18 protein-coding genes are annotated in these 18,532 nt (G+C 64.3%); 7 read left to right on the forward strand and 11 right to left on the reverse strand.

Going from position 1 to position 18,532, the window contains the following annotated elements:
- Positions 1 to 29: 29 nt before the first annotated feature.
- Positions 30 to 716 carry a GNAT family N-acetyltransferase gene (locus LJX93_RS11305; RefSeq protein ID WP_033697350.1) on the reverse strand — a complete coding sequence of 229 codons (687 nt, stop codon included), beginning with the start codon at positions 714 to 716 and terminating at the stop codon, positions 30 to 32.
- Positions 717 to 796: 80 nt separating this feature from the next.
- Positions 797 to 1,738 (reverse strand): N-acetyl-gamma-glutamyl-phosphate reductase, encoded by a 942-nt coding sequence (argC, locus tag LJX93_RS11310; RefSeq protein WP_227697202.1) that lies wholly within the window; start codon positions 1,736 to 1,738, stop codon positions 797 to 799.
- A gap of 104 nt (positions 1,739 to 1,842) precedes the next feature.
- On the opposite strand from argC, the gene LJX93_RS11315 reads away from it, so the two are divergent.
- The gene (locus tag LJX93_RS11315) at positions 1,843 to 2,721 is read left to right on the forward strand and encodes a LysR family transcriptional regulator (RefSeq protein WP_047583897.1); all 879 of its coding nucleotides are present in this window, start codon (positions 1,843 to 1,845) and stop codon (positions 2,719 to 2,721) included.
- A gap of 368 nt (positions 2,722 to 3,089) precedes the next feature.
- On the opposite strand, the gene LJX93_RS11320 is transcribed toward LJX93_RS11315, so the two are convergent.
- On the reverse strand, positions 3,090 to 3,740 hold the full coding sequence (locus LJX93_RS11320; protein WP_227697203.1) for a TIGR04211 family SH3 domain-containing protein: 651 nt from the start codon (positions 3,738 to 3,740) through the stop codon (positions 3,090 to 3,092).
- A gap of 203 nt (positions 3,741 to 3,943) precedes the next feature.
- On the reverse strand, positions 3,944 to 4,993 hold the full coding sequence (locus LJX93_RS11325) for a cytochrome D1 domain-containing protein (RefSeq protein WP_162525107.1): 1,050 nt from the start codon (positions 4,991 to 4,993) through the stop codon (positions 3,944 to 3,946).
- Positions 4,994 to 5,133: 140 nt separating this feature from the next.
- Here LJX93_RS11325 and LJX93_RS11330 point away from each other — a divergent pair, with 140 nt between their 5' ends.
- A complete protein-coding gene (locus LJX93_RS11330) occupies positions 5,134 to 5,613 on the forward strand; it encodes a VOC family protein (protein WP_033697354.1) in 480 nt (159 codons plus the stop codon).
- Positions 5,614 to 5,657: 44 nt separating this feature from the next.
- Here LJX93_RS11330 and LJX93_RS11335 read toward each other — a convergent pair whose 3' ends face one another.
- Complete coding sequence (locus LJX93_RS11335; protein ID WP_095065095.1) at positions 5,658 to 7,409, reverse strand: BCCT family transporter; 1,752 nt, start codon at positions 7,407 to 7,409, stop codon at positions 5,658 to 5,660.
- A 312-nt stretch (positions 7,410 to 7,721) separates the two neighbouring features.
- Between LJX93_RS11335 and LJX93_RS11340 the strand changes: the two genes are divergently transcribed.
- From LJX93_RS11340 to LJX93_RS11355, 4 genes are all read left to right on the forward strand, one after another.
- Positions 7,722 to 8,039, forward strand: coding sequence for a hypothetical protein (locus tag LJX93_RS11340; RefSeq protein WP_033697356.1), 318 nt, complete (start codon positions 7,722 to 7,724; stop codon positions 8,037 to 8,039).
- Between the two features lie 8 nt (positions 8,040 to 8,047).
- Positions 8,048 to 8,248, forward strand: coding sequence for a DUF1289 domain-containing protein (locus LJX93_RS11345; RefSeq protein WP_033697358.1), 201 nt, complete (start codon positions 8,048 to 8,050; stop codon positions 8,246 to 8,248).
- Positions 8,249 to 8,300: 52 nt separating this feature from the next.
- Positions 8,301 to 8,942 (forward strand): LysE family translocator, encoded by a 642-nt coding sequence (locus LJX93_RS11350; RefSeq protein ID WP_227697204.1) that lies wholly within the window; start codon positions 8,301 to 8,303, stop codon positions 8,940 to 8,942.
- A 136-nt stretch (positions 8,943 to 9,078) separates the two neighbouring features.
- Positions 9,079 to 9,894 (forward strand): substrate-binding periplasmic protein, encoded by an 816-nt coding sequence (locus LJX93_RS11355; protein WP_033697361.1) that lies wholly within the window; start codon positions 9,079 to 9,081, stop codon positions 9,892 to 9,894.
- Here the strand turns inward: LJX93_RS11355 and LJX93_RS11360 are convergent.
- Genes LJX93_RS11360 through LJX93_RS11380 form a run of 5 tightly spaced genes read right to left on the reverse strand, consistent with a single transcriptional unit; the run spans position 9,888 to position 15,600 of the window.
- Positions 9,888 to 10,487, reverse strand: coding sequence for an NTP transferase domain-containing protein (locus LJX93_RS11360; protein ID WP_227697205.1), 600 nt, complete (start codon positions 10,485 to 10,487; stop codon positions 9,888 to 9,890). The two genes, LJX93_RS11355 and LJX93_RS11360, sit on opposite strands and share 7 nt — an antisense overlap.
- Positions 10,469 to 11,497 carry an XdhC family protein gene (locus LJX93_RS11365; RefSeq protein ID WP_033697364.1) on the reverse strand — a complete coding sequence of 343 codons (1,029 nt, stop codon included), beginning with the start codon at positions 11,495 to 11,497 and terminating at the stop codon, positions 10,469 to 10,471. Before LJX93_RS11365 ends, LJX93_RS11360 begins: the two co-directional genes overlap by 19 nt.
- A 34-nt stretch (positions 11,498 to 11,531) precedes the next feature.
- The gene (locus tag LJX93_RS11370; RefSeq protein ID WP_033697366.1) at positions 11,532 to 12,878 is read right to left on the reverse strand and encodes a c-type cytochrome; all 1,347 of its coding nucleotides are present in this window, start codon (positions 12,876 to 12,878) and stop codon (positions 11,532 to 11,534) included.
- A 17-nt stretch (positions 12,879 to 12,895) separates the two neighbouring features.
- On the reverse strand, positions 12,896 to 15,142 hold the full coding sequence (locus LJX93_RS11375; protein ID WP_033697367.1) for a xanthine dehydrogenase family protein molybdopterin-binding subunit: 2,247 nt from the start codon (positions 15,140 to 15,142) through the stop codon (positions 12,896 to 12,898).
- Positions 15,142 to 15,600: a (2Fe-2S)-binding protein gene (locus LJX93_RS11380; RefSeq protein WP_033697370.1), complete on the reverse strand. Its 459-nt coding sequence runs from the start codon at positions 15,598 to 15,600 to the stop codon at positions 15,142 to 15,144. The genes LJX93_RS11375 and LJX93_RS11380 overlap by 1 nt, the downstream gene beginning before the upstream one ends.
- Positions 15,601 to 15,854: 254 nt before the next feature.
- Between LJX93_RS11380 and LJX93_RS11385 the strand changes: the two genes are divergently transcribed.
- Positions 15,855 to 18,041 (forward strand): OsmC domain/YcaO domain-containing protein, encoded by a 2,187-nt coding sequence (locus tag LJX93_RS11385; protein ID WP_227697206.1) that lies wholly within the window; start codon positions 15,855 to 15,857, stop codon positions 18,039 to 18,041.
- Between the two features lie 97 nt (positions 18,042 to 18,138).
- Here LJX93_RS11385 and LJX93_RS11390 read toward each other — a convergent pair whose 3' ends face one another.
- Complete coding sequence (locus tag LJX93_RS11390) at positions 18,139 to 18,438, reverse strand: hypothetical protein (protein ID WP_033697374.1); 300 nt, start codon at positions 18,436 to 18,438, stop codon at positions 18,139 to 18,141.
- Positions 18,439 to 18,532: the final 94 nt, after the last annotated feature.

Here is an 18,532-nt window from a genome sequence, read left to right on the forward strand (position 1 = left end):
AGTAGGGGCCGCTGTGCGGCCCCCCCGTATCAATGCACGGTCTTGCGCTGCCTTACACAGGCCTGCGCCTGAACAGCCAGCTCGTCCAGCCGCTCGTCGCGCATCTGCTCGGCCTCGATCATCGCATCCTCGCCCTGCTGGTTGAGCAGGTAGGTATGGATCTGATGTACCTCGGTGGTCTGGTAGATCGGCCCGATATCCAGCCGGCCAATCAACGCCCCGCTGGCTTGCCCGGTGCTGCTCATCAGCACCTGCGGCCCGTTGGCCGCCACCACCTGCATGCCCATCGCTTCGAACCACGGTACCTGGCCGGCAAAGGTGTTCAATTCGACGCAGGCATGGCGGGCCTGCAAATCACCCAGCAGGGCGCGGGCGATACCTTGGCGGCGATGGCTGGCGCGCACGGCGAGAAATGCCAGCGCGCAGGTGTCCGGGTCGTCATCGGCCGGCAACGCCAGGGCAAAGCCGAGCAATTGGTCCGGGGCCTCGGCATCCAGCGCCAAGGTCAGCGTCACCGACAGGCCACCGGTACCGTCCATGGCCTGCAGGTACTGGTGCACCTCCATCCCGACACCGTACTGGTACAGCGGATACAGCGGGTTGTCGGCAAGAATGGCAACGCTGCTCAATTCGCCGACGTGGTTGATCACCAGCTCACGGATCTGGTTCTGGAAAGACTCGGGCGGCACGCTGTCGAGGCGGCTCAGGATGAACATCGGGGGGCGGGCTCCGGCGGGTAGGAATACAACCCGCGCCTGGCTGACGCGGGTAGTACAGTCTAACCGGTTTTGCCGAATCAGCCTTGCGCGTGTAGCGCCGCGAGCATCAGCTCGAGGTTTTGTACCGCCGCACCGGAGGCGCCCTTGCCAAGGTTGTCGAACACCGCAGTCAGCAGTACCTGGCCATGCTCCGGGTTGGCGTACAGCGCCAGGCGCAGGTCATTGCTGTCGTTCAGTGCTTCGGGGTCGAGCGCCGCCGCCGGGCCTTGCTGATGCAGGGGCATCAGGTGCACGTGGCGAGCCCCTTCATAGTGCTGTTGCAGGCAGGCATGCAGCTGTTCGGCGCTGGCCTTGCCTGGCAGCAAGCGCAGTTGCAGCGGGATGCTGAGGACGATGCCCTGGCGATAGGCGCCGTAGCCGGGCATGAACATCGGCCGCGCCGACAGCCCGGCGTGCTGCTGGATCTCCGGCACATGCTTGTGCGCCAGCTCCAGGCCATACAGTTGCAAGGTCGGGATTTTCTCGGTACCTGGCTGCTCATGGCGCTCGACCGCCGCGCGGCCGCCGCCGGAGTAGCCCGAGATGGCATGAATGCTCAGTGGGTAATCGGCTGGCAGCAGCCCGGCGCTGACCAACGGGCGCAGCAAGGCGATTGCTCCGGTGGGGTAGCAGCCAGGGTTGCTGACACGTTTGCTGTGGGCGATACGTTCGGCTTGCTGTTCATCCAGTTCTGGCAGGCCATAGACCCAACCTGGGCTGGTGCGGTGGGCGGAACTGGCGTCGATAACCCGTACCTGCGGGTTATGGATCGCCGCCACGGCTTCGCGCGCTGCGTCATCGGGCAGGCAGAGCACGGCGATGTCGGCGCTATTGATCGCTTCGGCGCGGCGTTGTGGGTGCTTGCGCTCGGCTTCGGGCAGGGTCAGCAGGCGCAAGTCGCTGCGCCCGTGCAGGCGGGCGTGAATCTGCAGGCCAGTGGTGCCTTGGTCACCGTCGATGAAGACAACAGGGGTGTGCATGGTCGGGGTCCGGTCGGGGGAGAGATGGCCTATGCTCGCCTGCGGCTGGACTAAAGGAAATTTGAATATCATGATGCTGATGTTCATTTTTACTGAAGCTAGCCATGCGCGAAATCAGCCTTGACCGCCTCCGCACCCTGGTCGAAATCTCCGACCTGGGTTCTTTTGCCGAGGCCGCACGCCGGCTCAACCTGGCCCCGCCCACCATCAGCCTGCACGTGGCCGAGCTGGAGGCCCGGGTGGGCGCCCCCTTGCTCACCCGTAACCGTGGCCAGGTGCGCCCTACGGCCATTGGTGAGACGTTACTGGCCCGCGCCCGACGCCTGCTGGCCGACGCCGACCTGGCCCTGGAAGAGGTTCGCCGTCAGGTCGAGGGCCTGACCGGCCGGGTACGCCTGGGCGCCTCGACCGGCGCCATCGCCCACCTGTTGCCCAAGGCGCTGGAACACTTGCGTGTGGCTCACCCGGGGATCGACGTGCAGGTCCAGGTGCTGACCTCCCAGGCGTCACTGGCGCGGCTGCGCGAGGGGGCTCTGGACATTGGCCTGGTGGCCTTGCCGCAAGTTGCGGGCAAGGGGGTGAAGGTCACCCCTTGGCGGCGCGACCCGATCCTGGCCTACGTGCCGGCCGACTGGCAGCCGCCGGCCAAGGTAACGCCGGCATGGTTGGCGCAGCGGGCGTTGATTCTGAATGACAGCAGCACGCAGTTGTCGCGGGTGACAGGGGAGTGGTTCGCGGCGGCGGGGTTGTTCCCCGCACCGCGCATCGAGCTGAACTACAACGATGCGATCAAGAGCCTGGTGGGGGCGGGGTACGGTGCGACGTTGCTGCCGCAGGAGGGCGACGCGGCGGAGCTGGACCGGCGTATTGCCCGCCGGCCGTTGCGTCCGGGGTTGTGGCGGCAGTTGGGGATTGCCTGCCGAGAGGGGCAGGTCGAGCGGGCCACGGGGTATGTGCTGGAGGCGCTGGAGCGGTTGTTGTAGGGCACCTGCTGTAACAAGGGTCCTGGCAGTAGGACTTGGGAAAGCATCAGGGCTGGCGGGTGCATGCCTTGATGCTTTCAGCGCCGGTGAGATCGAGCGCCGCCCGCGCGGCGCTTCGCGGGGCAAGCCCGCTCCCACATCTGTTTCGGGCCAGTGAGTCCTGTTAAATAGGCGCGCGCCCCCTTGTTTGTACGACGCGATATCGAGGCGAGCACCAAAGGGCCGCGCGCCAATGCCTCAGGAATAATTGGCCCGAAACAGATGTGGGAGCGGGCTTGCCCCGCGAAGCGCCGCGCGGGCGGCGCTCGATCTCACCGGCGCTAAAACTCCCAAGGCATGCACCTTCCACCCCTAACGCCTAACCAACCTCAGAACCAGCGGTCGTTCTTCTTCCGCCCGCGGGTCAGCGCTGGCATGATCAACCCCACCAACAAACCCGCGCCCGCAATGCTGCCGCCATACACCATATAGCGCATCATCACCTGCTTGTTCTCGTCCCCCAGGCGCGCCTGAGTGTCGCGCAGGGTCGACTGGCTCTGGTCCAGCTGCTCATTCAGCGCCTGGTTGCGCGCCTCCAGCTCATCGATCAATTGCTTGCGCGAATCCAGCGTTTCCTGCATGCCCTGCACGCGGTTCTTCCAACTGTCATCGATGCTCTTGAGCTGCCCGGACAGGTCCGCCACTTGGGCATCGAGCTGCGGCAGCCGCTCGCCCTGGCCAGGCACGTCCTGCAGGTCGCTGCTGAGGATCCACACCAGGTCACCATTCTGCCCGCGTACCTGGCTGTAGCTGCCTTGGCTGCCGACCAGAGTCAGCTTTTGCCCAGACTTGAGCGTGCCGACAATGCGGTGGCCATCGGTCGGCCCGCTGCGCACATAGGTACTCAGGCTGTCACTGACCCAGCGCGCATCACTGGCAGGCGTTTCGGCATGCACCGGGGCGGCTAGAGCCACCAGGGTTGCGATCAAGCCGCCGCGCAGGGCTGGGAGGGCGGAAAATGTTGGACGGGAGTCGGGCATGTTGAGTCTTCGCTGAAACAGGACAAAAGTAGGCCCGATGACTGGGCCGATGAACCGGTCGGTGAGTTGACCGTCAGCGAAAGACCGTTTTTATGTAAGCAGGTTCACTACCTGATATCGGAAATGTCTGCAGAATGTTGCAAAAGCCGAGGTGTACGGCCTGTCGCGATGGTGGTTGAAACACCGCGACAGGCGCGTGGCGATCAGCTCTCTGGCTGCGGTACAATGGCCAGTGCATCAGGCTCCGGCCCGGTTTGCCAGCGTGCCTTCTCGCGCCAGTCAGCGGTATCGATGACGGCTATCTGGTCACCGCCGCTGATGGCCACGTAGACCCGTTTGCCATCCGGCGAGACCACCGCGCCGATGGGCAGGGCTTCGGCACCCAACAGTGTCTTGCGGTACTCGGCGCCTTCCTGAGCCAGGCTGATGCGCTTGATCTCGCGCTTGGCCGCGACGTCGAACACGGCCAGCTCCGCCGACTTGGCGCAGGTGACCAGAGCATGCTTGCCGTCCGGGGTCATGACGACGCGTATCGGAAACAGGCCGGTACGGAGGCGGTCGGTGACCTCCAGGCGTTCGGCATCGACGATCACCACCTCATTGCCTTCGCGATTGCTGACCCACACCTGGGCGCCCGTCTGGGTCACCGCAACGCCCTCGCTGCCGTTGCCGGTGGGGATGTCAGCGATCTTCTTCTTGTGCAGCAAGTCGATGACCGACAACGTGCCGGAGTCTACATGGGTCACGTAGGCGCGGTCCGCACCGGGCGACAGGGCGACCATGTGCGGCTTGCCGCCGCCGACGTCGATGCGGTCGAGGACCTGGCCCTGGGCCAGGTCGACAATCAGCAAGCGCTCGCTGTCCTCGGTGGTAACCACCACCCGCTGGCTGTCTGGCAGGAAGCGGATGCCGTGGGGGCGCGAGTCCTTGCCCAGGTCGATAGTGCGCACCACGCTGCGTGACGGCCAGTCGATCACGCTCAGGCTGTTGTTGGCGGTGCCGTGGGCGCCATAGTTGCCCACCACGGCCAAGCGGCCATTGCTGGCAACTACCACCTCGTGCGGGCCGGTGCCCACGGGCAGGCGGACCAGTTCCTTGCCGTTGCTGATGTCCAGTGCCGAGACACTGGCATCGGCCTTGTTGCCCACCAGCAGCACATCCTGCGCCTGAACCAGCGACGCGCAGGCCAGTAGTGCGCCAGCCAAGGCCAGGTTACGGATGCGGAGGGCGATCGGGTTGTAAGGGTAGGGCATGTCCAGTCTCCTTTGGATTACAGTCCATGTTGCATGCTCATAGGGTGTGACCGGGGCAGGGTGGCAAGGGTTTCGTTTTTTTGCCGCGCCACGCTCACGATCTAGACTGAAGGGTTCACACCTGTTCATGGAGCTATACCATGACTGCCAAGAATACGGTTTGCCTCTGGTACAACAATGATGCCGAGGAGGCGGCGAACTTCTACGCCGTGACCTTCCCCGACAGCCGCGTGGTGGCGGTTCACCAGGCCCCCAGTGATTACCCGTCGGGCAAGGCGGGTGATGTGATCACCGTCGAATTCACCGTGATGGGCGTGCCCTGCGTAGGGCTTAACGGCGGCACGGCGTTCAAGCACAGCGAAGCGTTCTCGTTCCAGGTCAGCACTGAAGACCAGGCCGAGACTGACCGCCTGTGGAACGCCATCGTCAGCAATGGCGGCGAAGAGAGCGTCTGCGGCTGGTGCAAGGATCGATGGGGGGTATCGTGGCAGATCTGCCCGCGCATCCTGATCGAGGCCCTCGGCAACCCCGACCGGGCGGCGGCCAAGCGGGCCTTCGAGGCCATGATGGAAATGGGCAAGATCGATGTCGCCGGGATCGAGGCGGCCTTGAAGGGCTGACGGCGAGCAACCCAGGGGCCGACTGGCGGCCCCTGGGTTGCTGCTTAGTCGTTCAACTCCACGTCGGCCTGGGGTTGTGTCTGCTTGGTCGCAGACTTCTTCTCCTGCACCACGATGTAGAACTCCTCGCCATGTTTCACCGCGCCATACAGCACGGCCTTTTCGATCAGCTCGGTACCCCGCAGATGCCGCAGCATCATCGGGTCCTTGCGCAGGTCGCGGTACAGCGCCAGGCACAACAGCACCATCACTACGACAAACGGCAGCGCCACCACGATCGTCAGGTTCTGTAACCCCGTCAGTGCCTCGCCGGGGTTGCTGGGGTCGCCGATCGCCAACATGACCGCCGCCACCGTGCCGGTCAGCGCCCCCCAGAAGATCACGGTGCGCCGCGACGGCGCGGTGGTGCCGTGTTCCGACAGGGTGCCCATGACCAGTGAGGCGGCATCGGCGCCGGAGACGAAGAAGATGCCCACCAGGATCATCACCAGCACCGAGGTCAACGAGGCCAGCGGGTAGCTGTCCAGCAACTGATAGAGCGCGTGGTTGCTGTTGACGGCGCCATTGACCAGCGCGAAGCTGCCCTCGCGCAGGGCATCGATCGCCGCACCGCCGAAAATGGTGAACCACACCAGGCTGACCAGGCTTGGTACCAGCAGCACCCCGGTGACGAACTGGCGAATGGTGCGGCCGCGGCTGATGCGGGCAATGAACATGCCGACGAAAGGCGTCCAGGAAATCCACCAGGCCCAATAGAACACGGTCCAGCCGGCCAGCCAGCTGTCCATCTGCTCACCGCCGCTGGCGTTGGTGCGTGCCATCATTTCTGGCAGCAGCTTGATGTAGATGCCGATCGAGGTGGGCAGCAGGTTGAGCATCAACAGCGTCGGGCCGACCAGGAAGACGAAGGCCGCCAGCACCAGTGCCAGCACCATGTTGGTATTGGACAACCACTGGATACCCTTGCCGATGCCGGACACTGCGGAGGTGACGAAGGCAATGGTCAGCAAGGTGATGATCGAGATGTAGAACAGCTTGCCGGGGCTCTCGATCCAGCCGTTGTATTCCAGGCCGCCGGCGATTTGCAGGGCGCCCAGGCCGAGCGAGGCGGCAGAGCCGAACAGCGTGGCGAAAATCGCCATCATGTCGATCACGCGGCCGACGGGGCCGTTGGCGTGCTTGCCGATCAGCGGCCGAAAGGCCGTGGAAATCAATTGCGAACGCCCGCGGCGGAACGTGCCGTAAGCAATCACCAGGCCGACGATGGCGTACATGGCCCAGGGGTGCAGGGTCCAGTGGAACAACGTGGTGGCCATGGCCACCTGCATCGCCTCGCTCGATTGCCCGGTCGTCGTTCCGGGAGGGGGTGTCACATAGTGCGACAAGGGCTCGGCAACGCCGAAGAACATCAGGCCGATGCCCATGCCGGCGCTGAACATCATGGCCACCCAGGAGACGGTACGGAATTCTGGCGCTTCGCCATCACGCCCCAGCGGGATCCTGCCATAGCGGCTGGCGGCTAGCCACAGCACGAAGATGACGAACACGGTCGAGGTGAGTACGAAGAACCAGCCAAAGTTGAGAATGACCCAGGACTGTGCCGACGACGCGCTGGCGGCAAGGCTGGCCTGGCTGACGAAGCCCCAGATGACGAAGGCAATGGCCAGAATGCTGGTGATGCCGAAGACGATCCAGTCGATCTTGCCCTCCAAGTGCCTGTCCTGGCGGGCCTCGGCGGTTTTCGAGGGGTCCGTAACGCCAAGGTCGAGCGTTTCGGTGATGTGTTCCTTTGCCATGAATAGTGATGCCCCTTTGTGGCTTACCTGCGTATGCAGGCTTGTTGTTGTGGGCTGCCGGGGTCGGTGACGGTCTCGGCGGGAAGTGCAGCTGGCCGAATTATCCTGCTTGGCAAACAGCGGCTCCTGTCCCGATAACGCCCTGGGGCGTCCACTGAACGACCTGTTTAATACTTTTAGTTCCGGGGGCGATGGCCCTTTCTGCGCTGCGTTCTGGTACCCTGATGGGCATTAACCTGGCCTGCATTCCCGAGCACCGTAGAAGCGGCGTTGCCTGCGGGCCTGGCCTTACCAGGAAACGGAGATTCGTCAATGGCCACTGACCGTGTGAGCCTGATTCATTTCGATAAATTGAGCATGAGCCCGGCTGCTGCCGATCGGTTCCAGACAGCCCTCGACGCGCTGGAAGCGCTCAAGCTGCAGGACCGTTACGTGTACCTCGTTGCTCCTTATCTGGGTGATATCGCCGACGCCTCCGACCGTGAGCAGCTGGCCACGGCCATGGAGCAGGGCATCCGCGTCGTGCATGACCTGTTGGCCGCCAAGTCGATCACCAAGGTGAAGTCCGAAGAGCTGTGCAACGTGTTTGAAAACGCCGCCGAGCGTGTGCGCGCTGAAATGCCGGCCTGAAGGGTGCAATGGCCAAGGACATAGACAACCCCTGCGTTTCGCTATGCCAGCTCAACAGCGAGCTGTGCGTCAGCTGTGGCCGCAGCCGTGAAGAAATCCGCAAGTGGCGTGGCATGAAGCGCCCGGAGAAGATGGCCACCGTGCAGCGGGCGGCCACGCGGATGAAAGCCATCGTCAAGAAGAGCGCGAAGCGGCAGAATGCCAACTGACCTTCGCATGCTGTTATAACCGCGTCCCCTGAAACTTTATCGAGCCTGGAAAATGGATTCTCACTCGCTTCTTGCCTTTACCCTGGTTGCCGCGATCGCCATCGCCAGCCCTGGCCCTGCGACCTTGATGGCGATCAACAACAGCCTGGCCCATGGGCAACGCAGCGCGGTCTGGTCTTCACTGGGCAATGGCTCGGGCCTGTTCTGCCTGTCGGCAGCGGCCATGCTCGGGTTGGGGGCGTTGCTGGCAAGCTCCGAAGTGCTATTCAACGTCGTCAAGATCATCGGCGCGGGTTACCTGTTCTACCTCGGCGCACGGCAGTTGTTGAAGAAGAGCCCGATGCTGGAGGAGGGCGGCACCGCCGGGGTGGCCAAGGAGCGGCCGACACCGCTCAAGCTGTACAAGTCAGCATTCCTGACGGCGGTCACCAACCCCAAGGCGACCATGTTCTTCACCGCGCTGTTCCCGCAGTTCATCGACCAGGGCGCCGCGTTGCTGCCGCAGTTCCTGATCCTTACCGGGATCTTCGTCGCCTTGTCGCTCATTTCACTGACCCTGTACGCCGCGCTGGCCTCGCGGGCCAAGGGCGTGTTGACCCGGCCGGCGCTTTCGCGCTGGGTGAGCCGGGTCGTGGGCACGACCTTCATCGGCTTTGGTGCGGCGATTCTCACAATCCGTCGACAGTCGGCGTAGGTCTTTGCGGGCCGCCTGACGACGCGCAGCGGCCCTGGCAACTCGCCGGTCGATGAAAACCCTGGCGGCTGGCTGCCGATGGGCCAGACTGTCTACACCACGCGAAGCCAGATGCCCCATGTGCCGAGGGTTGTAGATGATCGAGCGTTGCTTTCGCCACGCCTTGCTGTCGTTGCTGTGCGCGCTGCTGCCCGCGGTTGCAGGCGCGCAGGAGGCCTGCCAGCGCCTGACGGCCACCGGTAACCCCGAATACCCCCCTTATTTGTGGCGCGACCCGCATGACCCTCACCAGTTGATCGGTGCCAATGCCGACCTGCTCAAATACTTGGGCAAGCAACTTGGGCTAGAGATCGAAGTGGTTTACGGGGGGCCGTGGTCACGTGCCCAGGAGCAAGTGCGCACCGGCCGTATCGACCTGCTTGCCGGGTATTTTCTGACCCAGGCACGGCAGCAGATGATGGACTTCATAAGCCCGGCCTTCCTGCACACGCCCAGCGTGGTCTGGGTACGCCAGCAAGGGGCCTTTGTCTACCATCAATGGGCTGACCTGCAAGGCCGCAAAGGCGGGACCCTGGTCAATAACAGCCACGGCCAGCAGTTCGATGACTATGCCAAGGCCAACCTCACGCTCGAAGCGGTGCCCAGTGCCAAGCAGGCTTTCGAGAAGCTGCTGCTCAAGCGCAGCGACTACGTGGTGTTCGAGCACTATCCAGGCATGGCGTTGGCGCAGACGCTGGGCATGCAAGACAGCCTGCAGGTGCTGGACCCGCCGGTGTCCAGCGAAGGCTTGTACCTGGCGCTGTCGCATCAATCACCGTGCAACCAGCCGCAGTTGCGCGAAGACCTGGCACGGGAGATGAAAGCGATCGTTTCCGGCGCATTGCCAGAACAGTTGTTGCGCCAGAACCTGGAGCGCTGGCATCAACAGCACACAGCAGCCATTGTTCAATGACCCATCGGTAAACCGAGGGCCTGAGGGACATCCACGTCCAGCACCACCCCGGCATCGTCAACGGCGACCGTGATACAGGCGTGCGGGTTGTCCAGAATGACCTGCCGGCCGCCCTGATCACCTTGCAGTTGCGCCAGCGCCGGCCAGAACGCACGGCCGAAAATCACCGGATGCCCGCGCTGACCCTGGTACTGCGGCAACACGATGTGTGCTGCGCTTGCTTGCCGGCAAAGTGTTTGCAAGCTGCCAGGTGCGATCCATGGCATATCCGCCAACAGCACCGCCACCGCCACCGCCTGGGCCTGTGTCTGCAGCAGCGCCGTCACCCCGGTCGCGAGGCTGGCGCCCATGCCAAGCGCTGCCTGCTCGGCCCGCACGATATGGGCCCGCGGGTCGATACCCAGGTGCTGCGCATCGTCACCCGGCCGTAGCACGACGTGCACATCTGCAAAATGATCGAATGCGCGCGCCAATGCCGTCGCCAGCAGGGTGTGCCCGGAGGGCAGCCGTGCCAGGCGTTTGTCGCTGCCAAAGCGCTGCGCACGCCCGGCCGCCAGCACCAGCGCGGTGCAGATCACAGGTTGTGCTGGCACGCCTCGGCCTCCCGGGCAAGCTTGGCCTTGGTCACGTTGACTGCCCCAGGCAGGCTCACGTCATTCTTGGCTGCGAGGATCTCGGCCATGACGCTGACGGCGATTTCGGCCGGGGTCTTGCTGCCGATGTAGATGCCGATAGGGCCGTGCAGGCGCTTGAGGGTGGCTTCGGTTTCGCCAAAGTGTTCGATCAGGCGCTCGCGTCGCAACTGGCTGTTGCGCCTGGACCCGATCGCGCCGATGTAGAACGCCGGGCTGTGCAGCGCCTCGAGCAAGGCCAGGTCGTCAAGTTTGGGGTCGTGGCTGACGGCAACGATGGCGCTACGCACGTCGGGGGCGAAGGTACGCACCACATCGTCCGGCATGCCGGCCAGTTTCGAGACGCCCGCGACGCCCCAGCCGCCCATGTATTCTGGCCGTGGGTCGCACACCGAAACGTTGAAGCCATTGAACAGCGCCATGGTCGCCAGGTACTCGGCCAGCGCGCCGGCGCCGATCAGCAGCACGCGGTAGCCAGGGCCGAGGGTGCTGAGCATGCGCTGGCCATCGAAGCTGAACTGCTCGGGCGTGCTGCTGGCCATGAGCGCGGCTTCGCCGCTGTGCAAGTCCAGTTCACGGCGCACCAGGCTGCCGCTGTCGAGGCAGGCCAGCAGTTGTTCGAGGTGTTCTGCCGAAGGTTCGAACTCGAGGACCAGTTGCAGGGTGCCGCCACAGGGCAAGCCGAACCGGTGAGCGTCCTCGGCGCTGACACCGTAGCGCACCACCTCGGGCAGCCCGGTCTGCATACCTGGGCCACCGTAGGCAGTGGTGTAGCGGTGGATGAGGTCATCCTCGATGCAGCCACCGGACACGCTGCCGACCACGCGACCGTCGCTGCGCAGCGCCATCATCGAACCGACCGGGCGAGGGGACGAGCCCCAGGTGCGGGCCACAGTGGCCAGCAAGACGCGCTCGCCGCTGGCAAGCCAGTCGCGGGCGGTGCGCAGGACCAGCAGGTCGATGCTCTCCATCATCTTTCTCCAAAGCGTAATGCTTGTGCCGGTTTCATCGCATGTGCAACACAATCGGGCTGCTGCTGGCCGGGTCTGTGTGCCCGCGCAACGTGCCCACGGCCTGCGCACCCACTGCACCACCGTGATTACCCCAGGCGCCGCGCACGAAGCTCAATACTTCGGCAATTTCCCGGTCGCTCAGCTGTTCACGGAAGGCCGGCATGCGGTAGGCATCGGGCAGCCCGGCAGCGACGATGCGCTGCGAGCCATTGAGGGTGATGTTGATCGCCGACGCGCTTTCCTTGGCCAAGGCCGACGTGGCCCCGGCCAACGGCGGCATCCACTCGGCCTGGCCCTTGCCGTCCAGGCCGTGGCACGACGCGCAACGGGTCACGTAAGTATGCGCCCCAGGGTTATCGAGCTTCGCGGCTACCGATTCAGCCTGGTACTGCCACGGCGTGCCGTCACGCTGTGGATCGCCGGGCAGCGATTTCAGATAGCGGCCGATCGCCGCCAGGTCATCGTCACTCATGAATTGCGTGGAGTTGTTGAACGCCTCGGTCATCGAGCCATAGACCACGGCATGCCGGTTGCGCCCGGTCTTGAGGAACTGCACGATTTCCGCTTCGCTCCAGCGGCCAAGGCCGGTGTTGTGGTCGGCGCGCAGGCTTGGTGCGTACCAGCCATCGAGCAGCGCACCGGCCAGGAAGGGTTTGCCACTTTCATCCAGGGCTTTCTCGTTGAAGGCCAGGCCGCGGGGGGTATGGCAGCTGCCACAGTGCCCTGGGCCTTGAACGATGTAGGCGCCGCGGTTCCACTGGGCGTCCTGATCAGGCTTGGCGGCATACGGTGTGTTGGCGGCGAACAGCCCATTCCACAGGGCGATGGGCCAGCGCATGTTCAGCGGCCAGGGAATGTCACTGGCGAGGTTCGCCTGCTGGGCAGGTTGCACGCCCTTCATGAAGAACGCGTACAGGGCCCGCACATCGTCATCGCTGAGCTTGGCGTAGGAAGGGTACGGCATGGCCGGGTACAGCCGCCGGCCACCGGGGGCCACGCCGTGGCGTACGGCGCGGTCGAAGTCGGCAAGGCTGTAGTGACCGATGCCGGTGTCGCGGTCGGGGGTGACGTTGGTGGCGTGGATCGCCCCCAGTGGCGTGGCCATCTCCAACCCGCCGGCGAACGGTTTGCCGCCGGGCAGGCTGTGGCAGGCCACGCAGTCACTCAGCCGGGCCACATACTCGCCGCGGCTGACCAGTGCAGGGTCGAAACGGGCAGCCTGCTCGGCCTCGAAAGGTGACGCGGGGTCACGGGTGACGTACCAGGCCAGCAGGCCTGCCGCGACCAGGCACGGCAGCGCCAGCCAGCCGGCGGTTCTTGCGAATCGGCTGTGGGTCATGGGCGTTCCTTGTCCTGTCAGGTGAAGGTGTAGCGGCTTAGCGGAATGCTGCGGATGCGCTGGCCGGTAAGCCGCGCCACCGCGTTGGCCACCGCTGGCGCAACGGCAGGTAGCGGCGGTTCGCCGATGCCGCCCATCTTCGCGCCGCTTTCGACGATGCGCACATGCACCCGTGCCATGCGCGAAGGCGGCAGGATGGGGTACAGGTCGTAGTTGCGCCCGCGGGGCTGACCGTCGATGTACACCGCCTCTTCCAGCAACGTCTGCGACAGGCCCAAGGCCACGGCGCCGTTGACCTGGGCCTCGATAATCGCCGGGTTGACGATGCTGCCCGGGTCGATCGCCTGCCAGATGTCGTGCACCTTGACCTGGCCATTTTCGATCGAGACTTCGGCGATCACCGCCGCTTCCGAGCCGAACGGCGAGGCCATGGCCACGCCGCGCGCCCGCTTGCTGCCGTCCTCGGCAGTGAACGGCCCGCGCTTCCAGCCGCCAGACAGCTCGCCTACCGCGTGCAGCAGGTTGGTCAGGCGCTGATTGTCACGCAGCAGGTGCAGCCGCAGCTCATAGGGGTCCTGGCCACCCTTGTCGGCCAGCTCGTCAAGGAACGCTTCGTAGAAGAAGTCGTTCAGCGAATTGCCCACCGAGCGCCAGTAGCCGAGCATGACCGGGCCTTTGACGTAGATCTGGGCGATGCGTTTGTTGGCGATGGCGTACGCTTTACCCGACAGCCCTTCGAGGGCGGTGGGGTCTATCTTGTCCCCTTGCTTGCCGGCCAGTGCCTCGGTCGGGCCTTCGGTGGCGCTCACCGCTTCTATGGCCACGGGCAGCCCATCGGCGTCCAGCGCGGCGCGGAACTTGACCACCGCCAGTGGGCGCAACACGTCGCGCAGAAACTCTTCCTCACGGCTCCAGATCAGCTTGACCGGGCGGCCGACCGCTTTGGCCAGGGCGATGGCCTGAGGGTAAGGGTTTGCCGAGTCGTAGAGAAAGTGCCGGCCAAAAAAGCCGCCGAGCAAGGGCGAGTGCAGGGTGATGCGCGCAGCGTCCAGGCCGGTGCGCTTGGCGATGTCGTCGCGGAACATGTCTGGAGCCTGGTTGGGTAGCCAGACCTCCAGCGAGCCGTCGGGGTTGAAGCGGGCCAGGGCAGAAGGTGGTTCAAGCTGGGCGTGGTTGAGGTACTGGTTGTGGTAGGTGGCCTCGACCTTTGTTTTGGCGTTGGCCAGCACCCCAGCCACATCGCCTTCGTTCTCTTCGTCGCGGGCCGGGCCTTGCTCGCTGGCCAAGCGCTCCCGGTAGGCGTCGCTGGAAAAATCCGCCGGCATCGGCCGTAGCGGGGAATCATTGCCGGGCTCTTGCCAGTCCACCTGGATGGCCTCGACTGCGCGCTTGGCATGCCACCAACGCTCGGCGACCACCGCCACCGCGCCCGGCAATTGATGCACCGAGTGCACGCCTTTCATGGCCTTCACCTGCGCTTCGTTGCGCAGGCTGCCCACCGTCATGCCCAGGCGGGGGGCATGCTGCACGGCGGCGTGCAGCATGCCGTCGAGCTTGATGTCGATGGTGTACAAGGCTTTGCCGGTGGATTTGTCATAGGCGTCGACCCGGCGTACCGGCTTGCCGATCCAGCGAAACTGGCTGGGGTCGCGCAGCTGTACGCTGGCCGGGTCTGGCACGGGCAGGTCGAGGGCGCGCTCGGCCAGTTCACCGTAGGGCAGTGAGCGGCCAGATGCGGCGTGCACCACCTTGCCAGGCTCGGTGGACAGTTCGCCGAGCGGTACCCCCAGTTGTTCGGCAGCCGCCTGCAGCAACATGGCCCGGGCCAGCGCGCCGAGGCGGCGCATGGTCGGGTAGCTCATGCGCACCGACATGCTGCCGCCGGTGATGCGCATGCCATTTTCCATCACCACATAGGCCTCGCCGGGCGGCGCGCTGTCGACCAGGAAGGTGGCAGGGTCGGCATCCAGCTCTTCGCCAACGATCTGCGCCATGGCGGTGTAGGTGCCTTGGCCGCCCTCCATGAACGGGCAGAGCAGGCGAACGGTGCTGTCCGGGCGGATTTCGAGGAAAGCCGGGACCTGGGTGCCGCGCTCCTGGCCAGCAGCGGTGGCGGCCTGGGCCCTGGCCGAACCCAGCGGCAGGCCAAAGCCGAGCACCAGGGCACCGGCGGCGGCACCGGCCGAAGCCAGCAGGAAGCGGCGGCGCGACAGGTTGACCGGCGCGCCCAAGGGCCCAAGCGGGCTATCGACAGGCGTGTTCATCAGGCACCCTCCTGCTGCGCGGCAAGGTCGTGCACGGCCGCATGGATGGCGTTGTAGGTGCCACAGCGGCACAGGTTGACCATGGCCGCATCGATCTGCGCGTCGCTGGGGTTGGGCGTGTGCTTGAGCAGCGCGGTGGCCGCCATCACCTGGCCCGACTGGCAGTAGCCGCACTGCGCCACCTGGTGCTCGACCCAGGCTGCGACCACGCGCTTGCCGACGCTGTCGGCCTCGATCGCCTCGATGGTGGTCACCTCACGCCCGACCACGCCTGCCACCGGGGTCACGCAGGCGCGCACTACGCTGCCGTCCACCAGCACCGAACAGGCGCCGCACTGGGCCAGGCCGCAGCCATACTTGGTGCCGGTCAGCCCGAGGTCGTCACGGATCACCCACAGCAGCGGCGTGTCAGCGTCGGCTTCGACCTCATAGGTCTTCTGGTTGATGCGTAGTTCCATGGTTCACCTGCCCATCATCGGTTTGCTGTCGCGTCGTTGTCTTGAGCGGGGGGTACGTTGCCCCCCAGTGCAGAAACGCTAGCACAGCGCGGCGGCCGGTGAGCCGGCGCTGCCGGGAGGTCAGGAGGATCAGGCAAGTAATCCGGCGAAATGCGCAAGGCCGGCGTTGCGCCAGGCAAACAGGACTTCCAGGCGAAAAACCCGGATAATGCCGGCCAATTTCGTTTTGCACGCTTAAATCACGGTAATCCCGCATGGAAATCAAGGTCAATTTTCTCGACAATCTCCGGCTCGAAGCCAAATTCGACGACTTCACGGTGATCGCCGACCAACCGATCCGTTACAAAGGCGACGGTTCGGCCCCAGGGCCGTTCGACTATTTCCTGGCGTCTTCGGCGTTGTGCGCGGCTTACTTCGTGAAGCTGTACTGCCAGACCCGCGATATCCCCACCGAAAACATTCGCCTGTCGCAGAACAACATCGTCGACCCGGAAAACCGCTACAACCAGATCTTCAAGATCCAGGTCGAGTTGCCCGAAGACATCTCCGAGAAGGACCGCCAAGGCATCCTGCGCTCCATCGACCGTTGCACGGTGAAGAAGGTGGTGCAAACCGGGCCTGAATTCGTCATCGAAGTGGTCGACAACCTGGATGCCGATGCCCAAGGGCTGTTGATGCCGGTGTCGGACACCACCACCTACATCCCGGGCAAGGACCTGCCGCTGGAGCAGACCATCGCCAACATGTCGGCGATCCTGACCGGGTTGGGGATGAAGATCGAGATCGCTTCGTGGCGCAATATCGTGCCCAACGTATGGTCGCTGCATGTGCGCGATGCGCAGTCGCCGATGTGCTTCACCAATGGCAAGGGCTCGACCAAGGAGGCCGCGCTGGCCTCGGCGCTGGGTGAGTTCATCGAGCGTTTGAACTGCAACTTCTTCTACAATGACCAATTCTGGGGCGAAGAGATCGCCAACGCTGCGTTCGTGCACTACCCGAACGAGCAGTGGTTCAAGCCTGGGCCAAAGGATGCGCTGCCCAGCGAGATCCTCGACGCGAACTGCCTGGACATCTACAACCCCGACGGCGAACTGCGCGGCTCGCACCTGTACGACACCAACTCGGGCAATACCGCGCGGGGCATCTGCTCGTTGCCGTTCGTGCGCCAGTCGGACCAAGAGGTGGTGTATTTCCCGTCCAACCTGATCGAGAACCTGTTCCTCAGCAATGGCATGAGCGCTGGCAATACCCTGGCCGAAGCGCAAGTGCAGTGCCTGTCGGAAATCTTCGAGCGGGCGGTGAAGCGCGAAATCCTCGAAGGCGAGCTGTGCCTGCCGGATGTGCCGCAGGAGGTGCTGGCCAAGTACCCGGGCATCGTTGCTGGCATCCAGGGGCTGGAAGAGCAAGGCTTCCCGGTGCTGGTCAAGGATGCGTCGCTGGGCGGTGAGTTCCCGGTAATGTGCGTGACCTTGATGAACCCGCGTACCGGTGGCGTGTTCGCCTCGTTCGGCGCGCACCCGAGCCTTGAAGTGGCGCTGGAACGCAGCCTCACCGAGTTGCTCCAGGGCCGCAGCTTCGAGGGCCTGAACGACCTGCCGCAGCCAACCTTCGAAAGCCACGCGCTGACCGAGCCGAACAACTTCGTCGAACACTTCATCGACTCAAGCGGCGTGGTGTCGTGGCGTTTCTTCAGTGCCAAGGCCGATTTCGAATTCGTCGAGTGGGACTTCTCCGGCCACGGCGAAGACTCCAACGTGCAGGAAGCCGCGACCCTGTTCGGCATTCTTGAAGACCTGGGCAAAGAGGCGTACATGGCGGTGTACGACAACCTGGGTGCTACTGCGTGCCGCATCCTGGTGCCGGGCTACTCGGAGATCTACCCGGTAGAGGACCTGATCTGGGACAACACCAACCGGGCTTTGTCGTTCCGCGCCGACATCCTCAACCTGCACAGCCTGGACAACCGCTCGCTCAAATTGCTGCTCAAGCGCCTGGACAACTGCGATGTGGATGACTACACGACCATCACCACGCTGATCGGTGTCGAGTTCGACGACAACACGGTGTGGGGCCAGTTGACCATTCTTGAGCTGAAGCTGCTGATCTGCCTGGCTGTGCAGCGCTTTGAAGAGGCCAAGGAGCTGGTCGAGGCGTTCCTGCAGTTCAACGACAACACCGTCGAGCGCGGCCTGTTCTACCAGGCCTTGAATGTGGTGCTGGAAGTGGTGCTGGACGATGAACTGGAGATGGAAGACTACGAAACCAACTTCCGCCGCATGTTCGGCAACCCGCGAATGGACGCGGTGCTGGGCTCGGTAGACGGTAGCGTGCGGTTCCATGGCCTGACGCCGACCAGCATGAAGCTGGAAGGCCTGGATCGGCATTTGCGTTTGATCGAGAGCTACAAGAAGCTGCATGCCGCTCGGGCGAAGTTTGCCTGAGGCGGTGTAGGCCTGGAGTGTTTCAGTGCCTGTAAGATCGAGCGCCGCCCGCGCGGCGCTCGATCTACCAGGCGCCTCAAGCCTCAAGCCACACGCCTCAGTTCTTGCACTTCGCCATCACCACCTGGCAAGTCTTGGGTGTCCCCCCCGATCGGCCTGCGTAACGAACGCAGTTATTCAGCGACTTCTGCCGGGCAATACTCAAGGTATTGCCCCAGGCCAGGCCGCCTTCGCCGGTGCTGGGCACGGCCTTGGCGAAGCAGTTGGAGCCGACGGTGGTGGCTGCGTAGCGGGCCTTGCTGTTTTTGCTGGAGCAGCCCGAGGCCAGGCCCAGGCCGAGGATGAGCAGCGTGTTCAGTGCCCAGAGCGCACTCGTGCGCCCCCAGTTGTTGCTCATGCCGATCTCCTTGTTGAAAAATGCCGCACAGAAACACCGTGGCGGTTCCTGTCAGGATATTTCATTCAAGCGAAACGGTGAACTATCGCGTTGT

It is taken from the genome of Pseudomonas sp. HN2-3 (assembly GCF_020691745.1).
GTDB lineage: Bacteria > Pseudomonadota > Gammaproteobacteria > Pseudomonadales > Pseudomonadaceae > Aquipseudomonas > Aquipseudomonas capeferrum.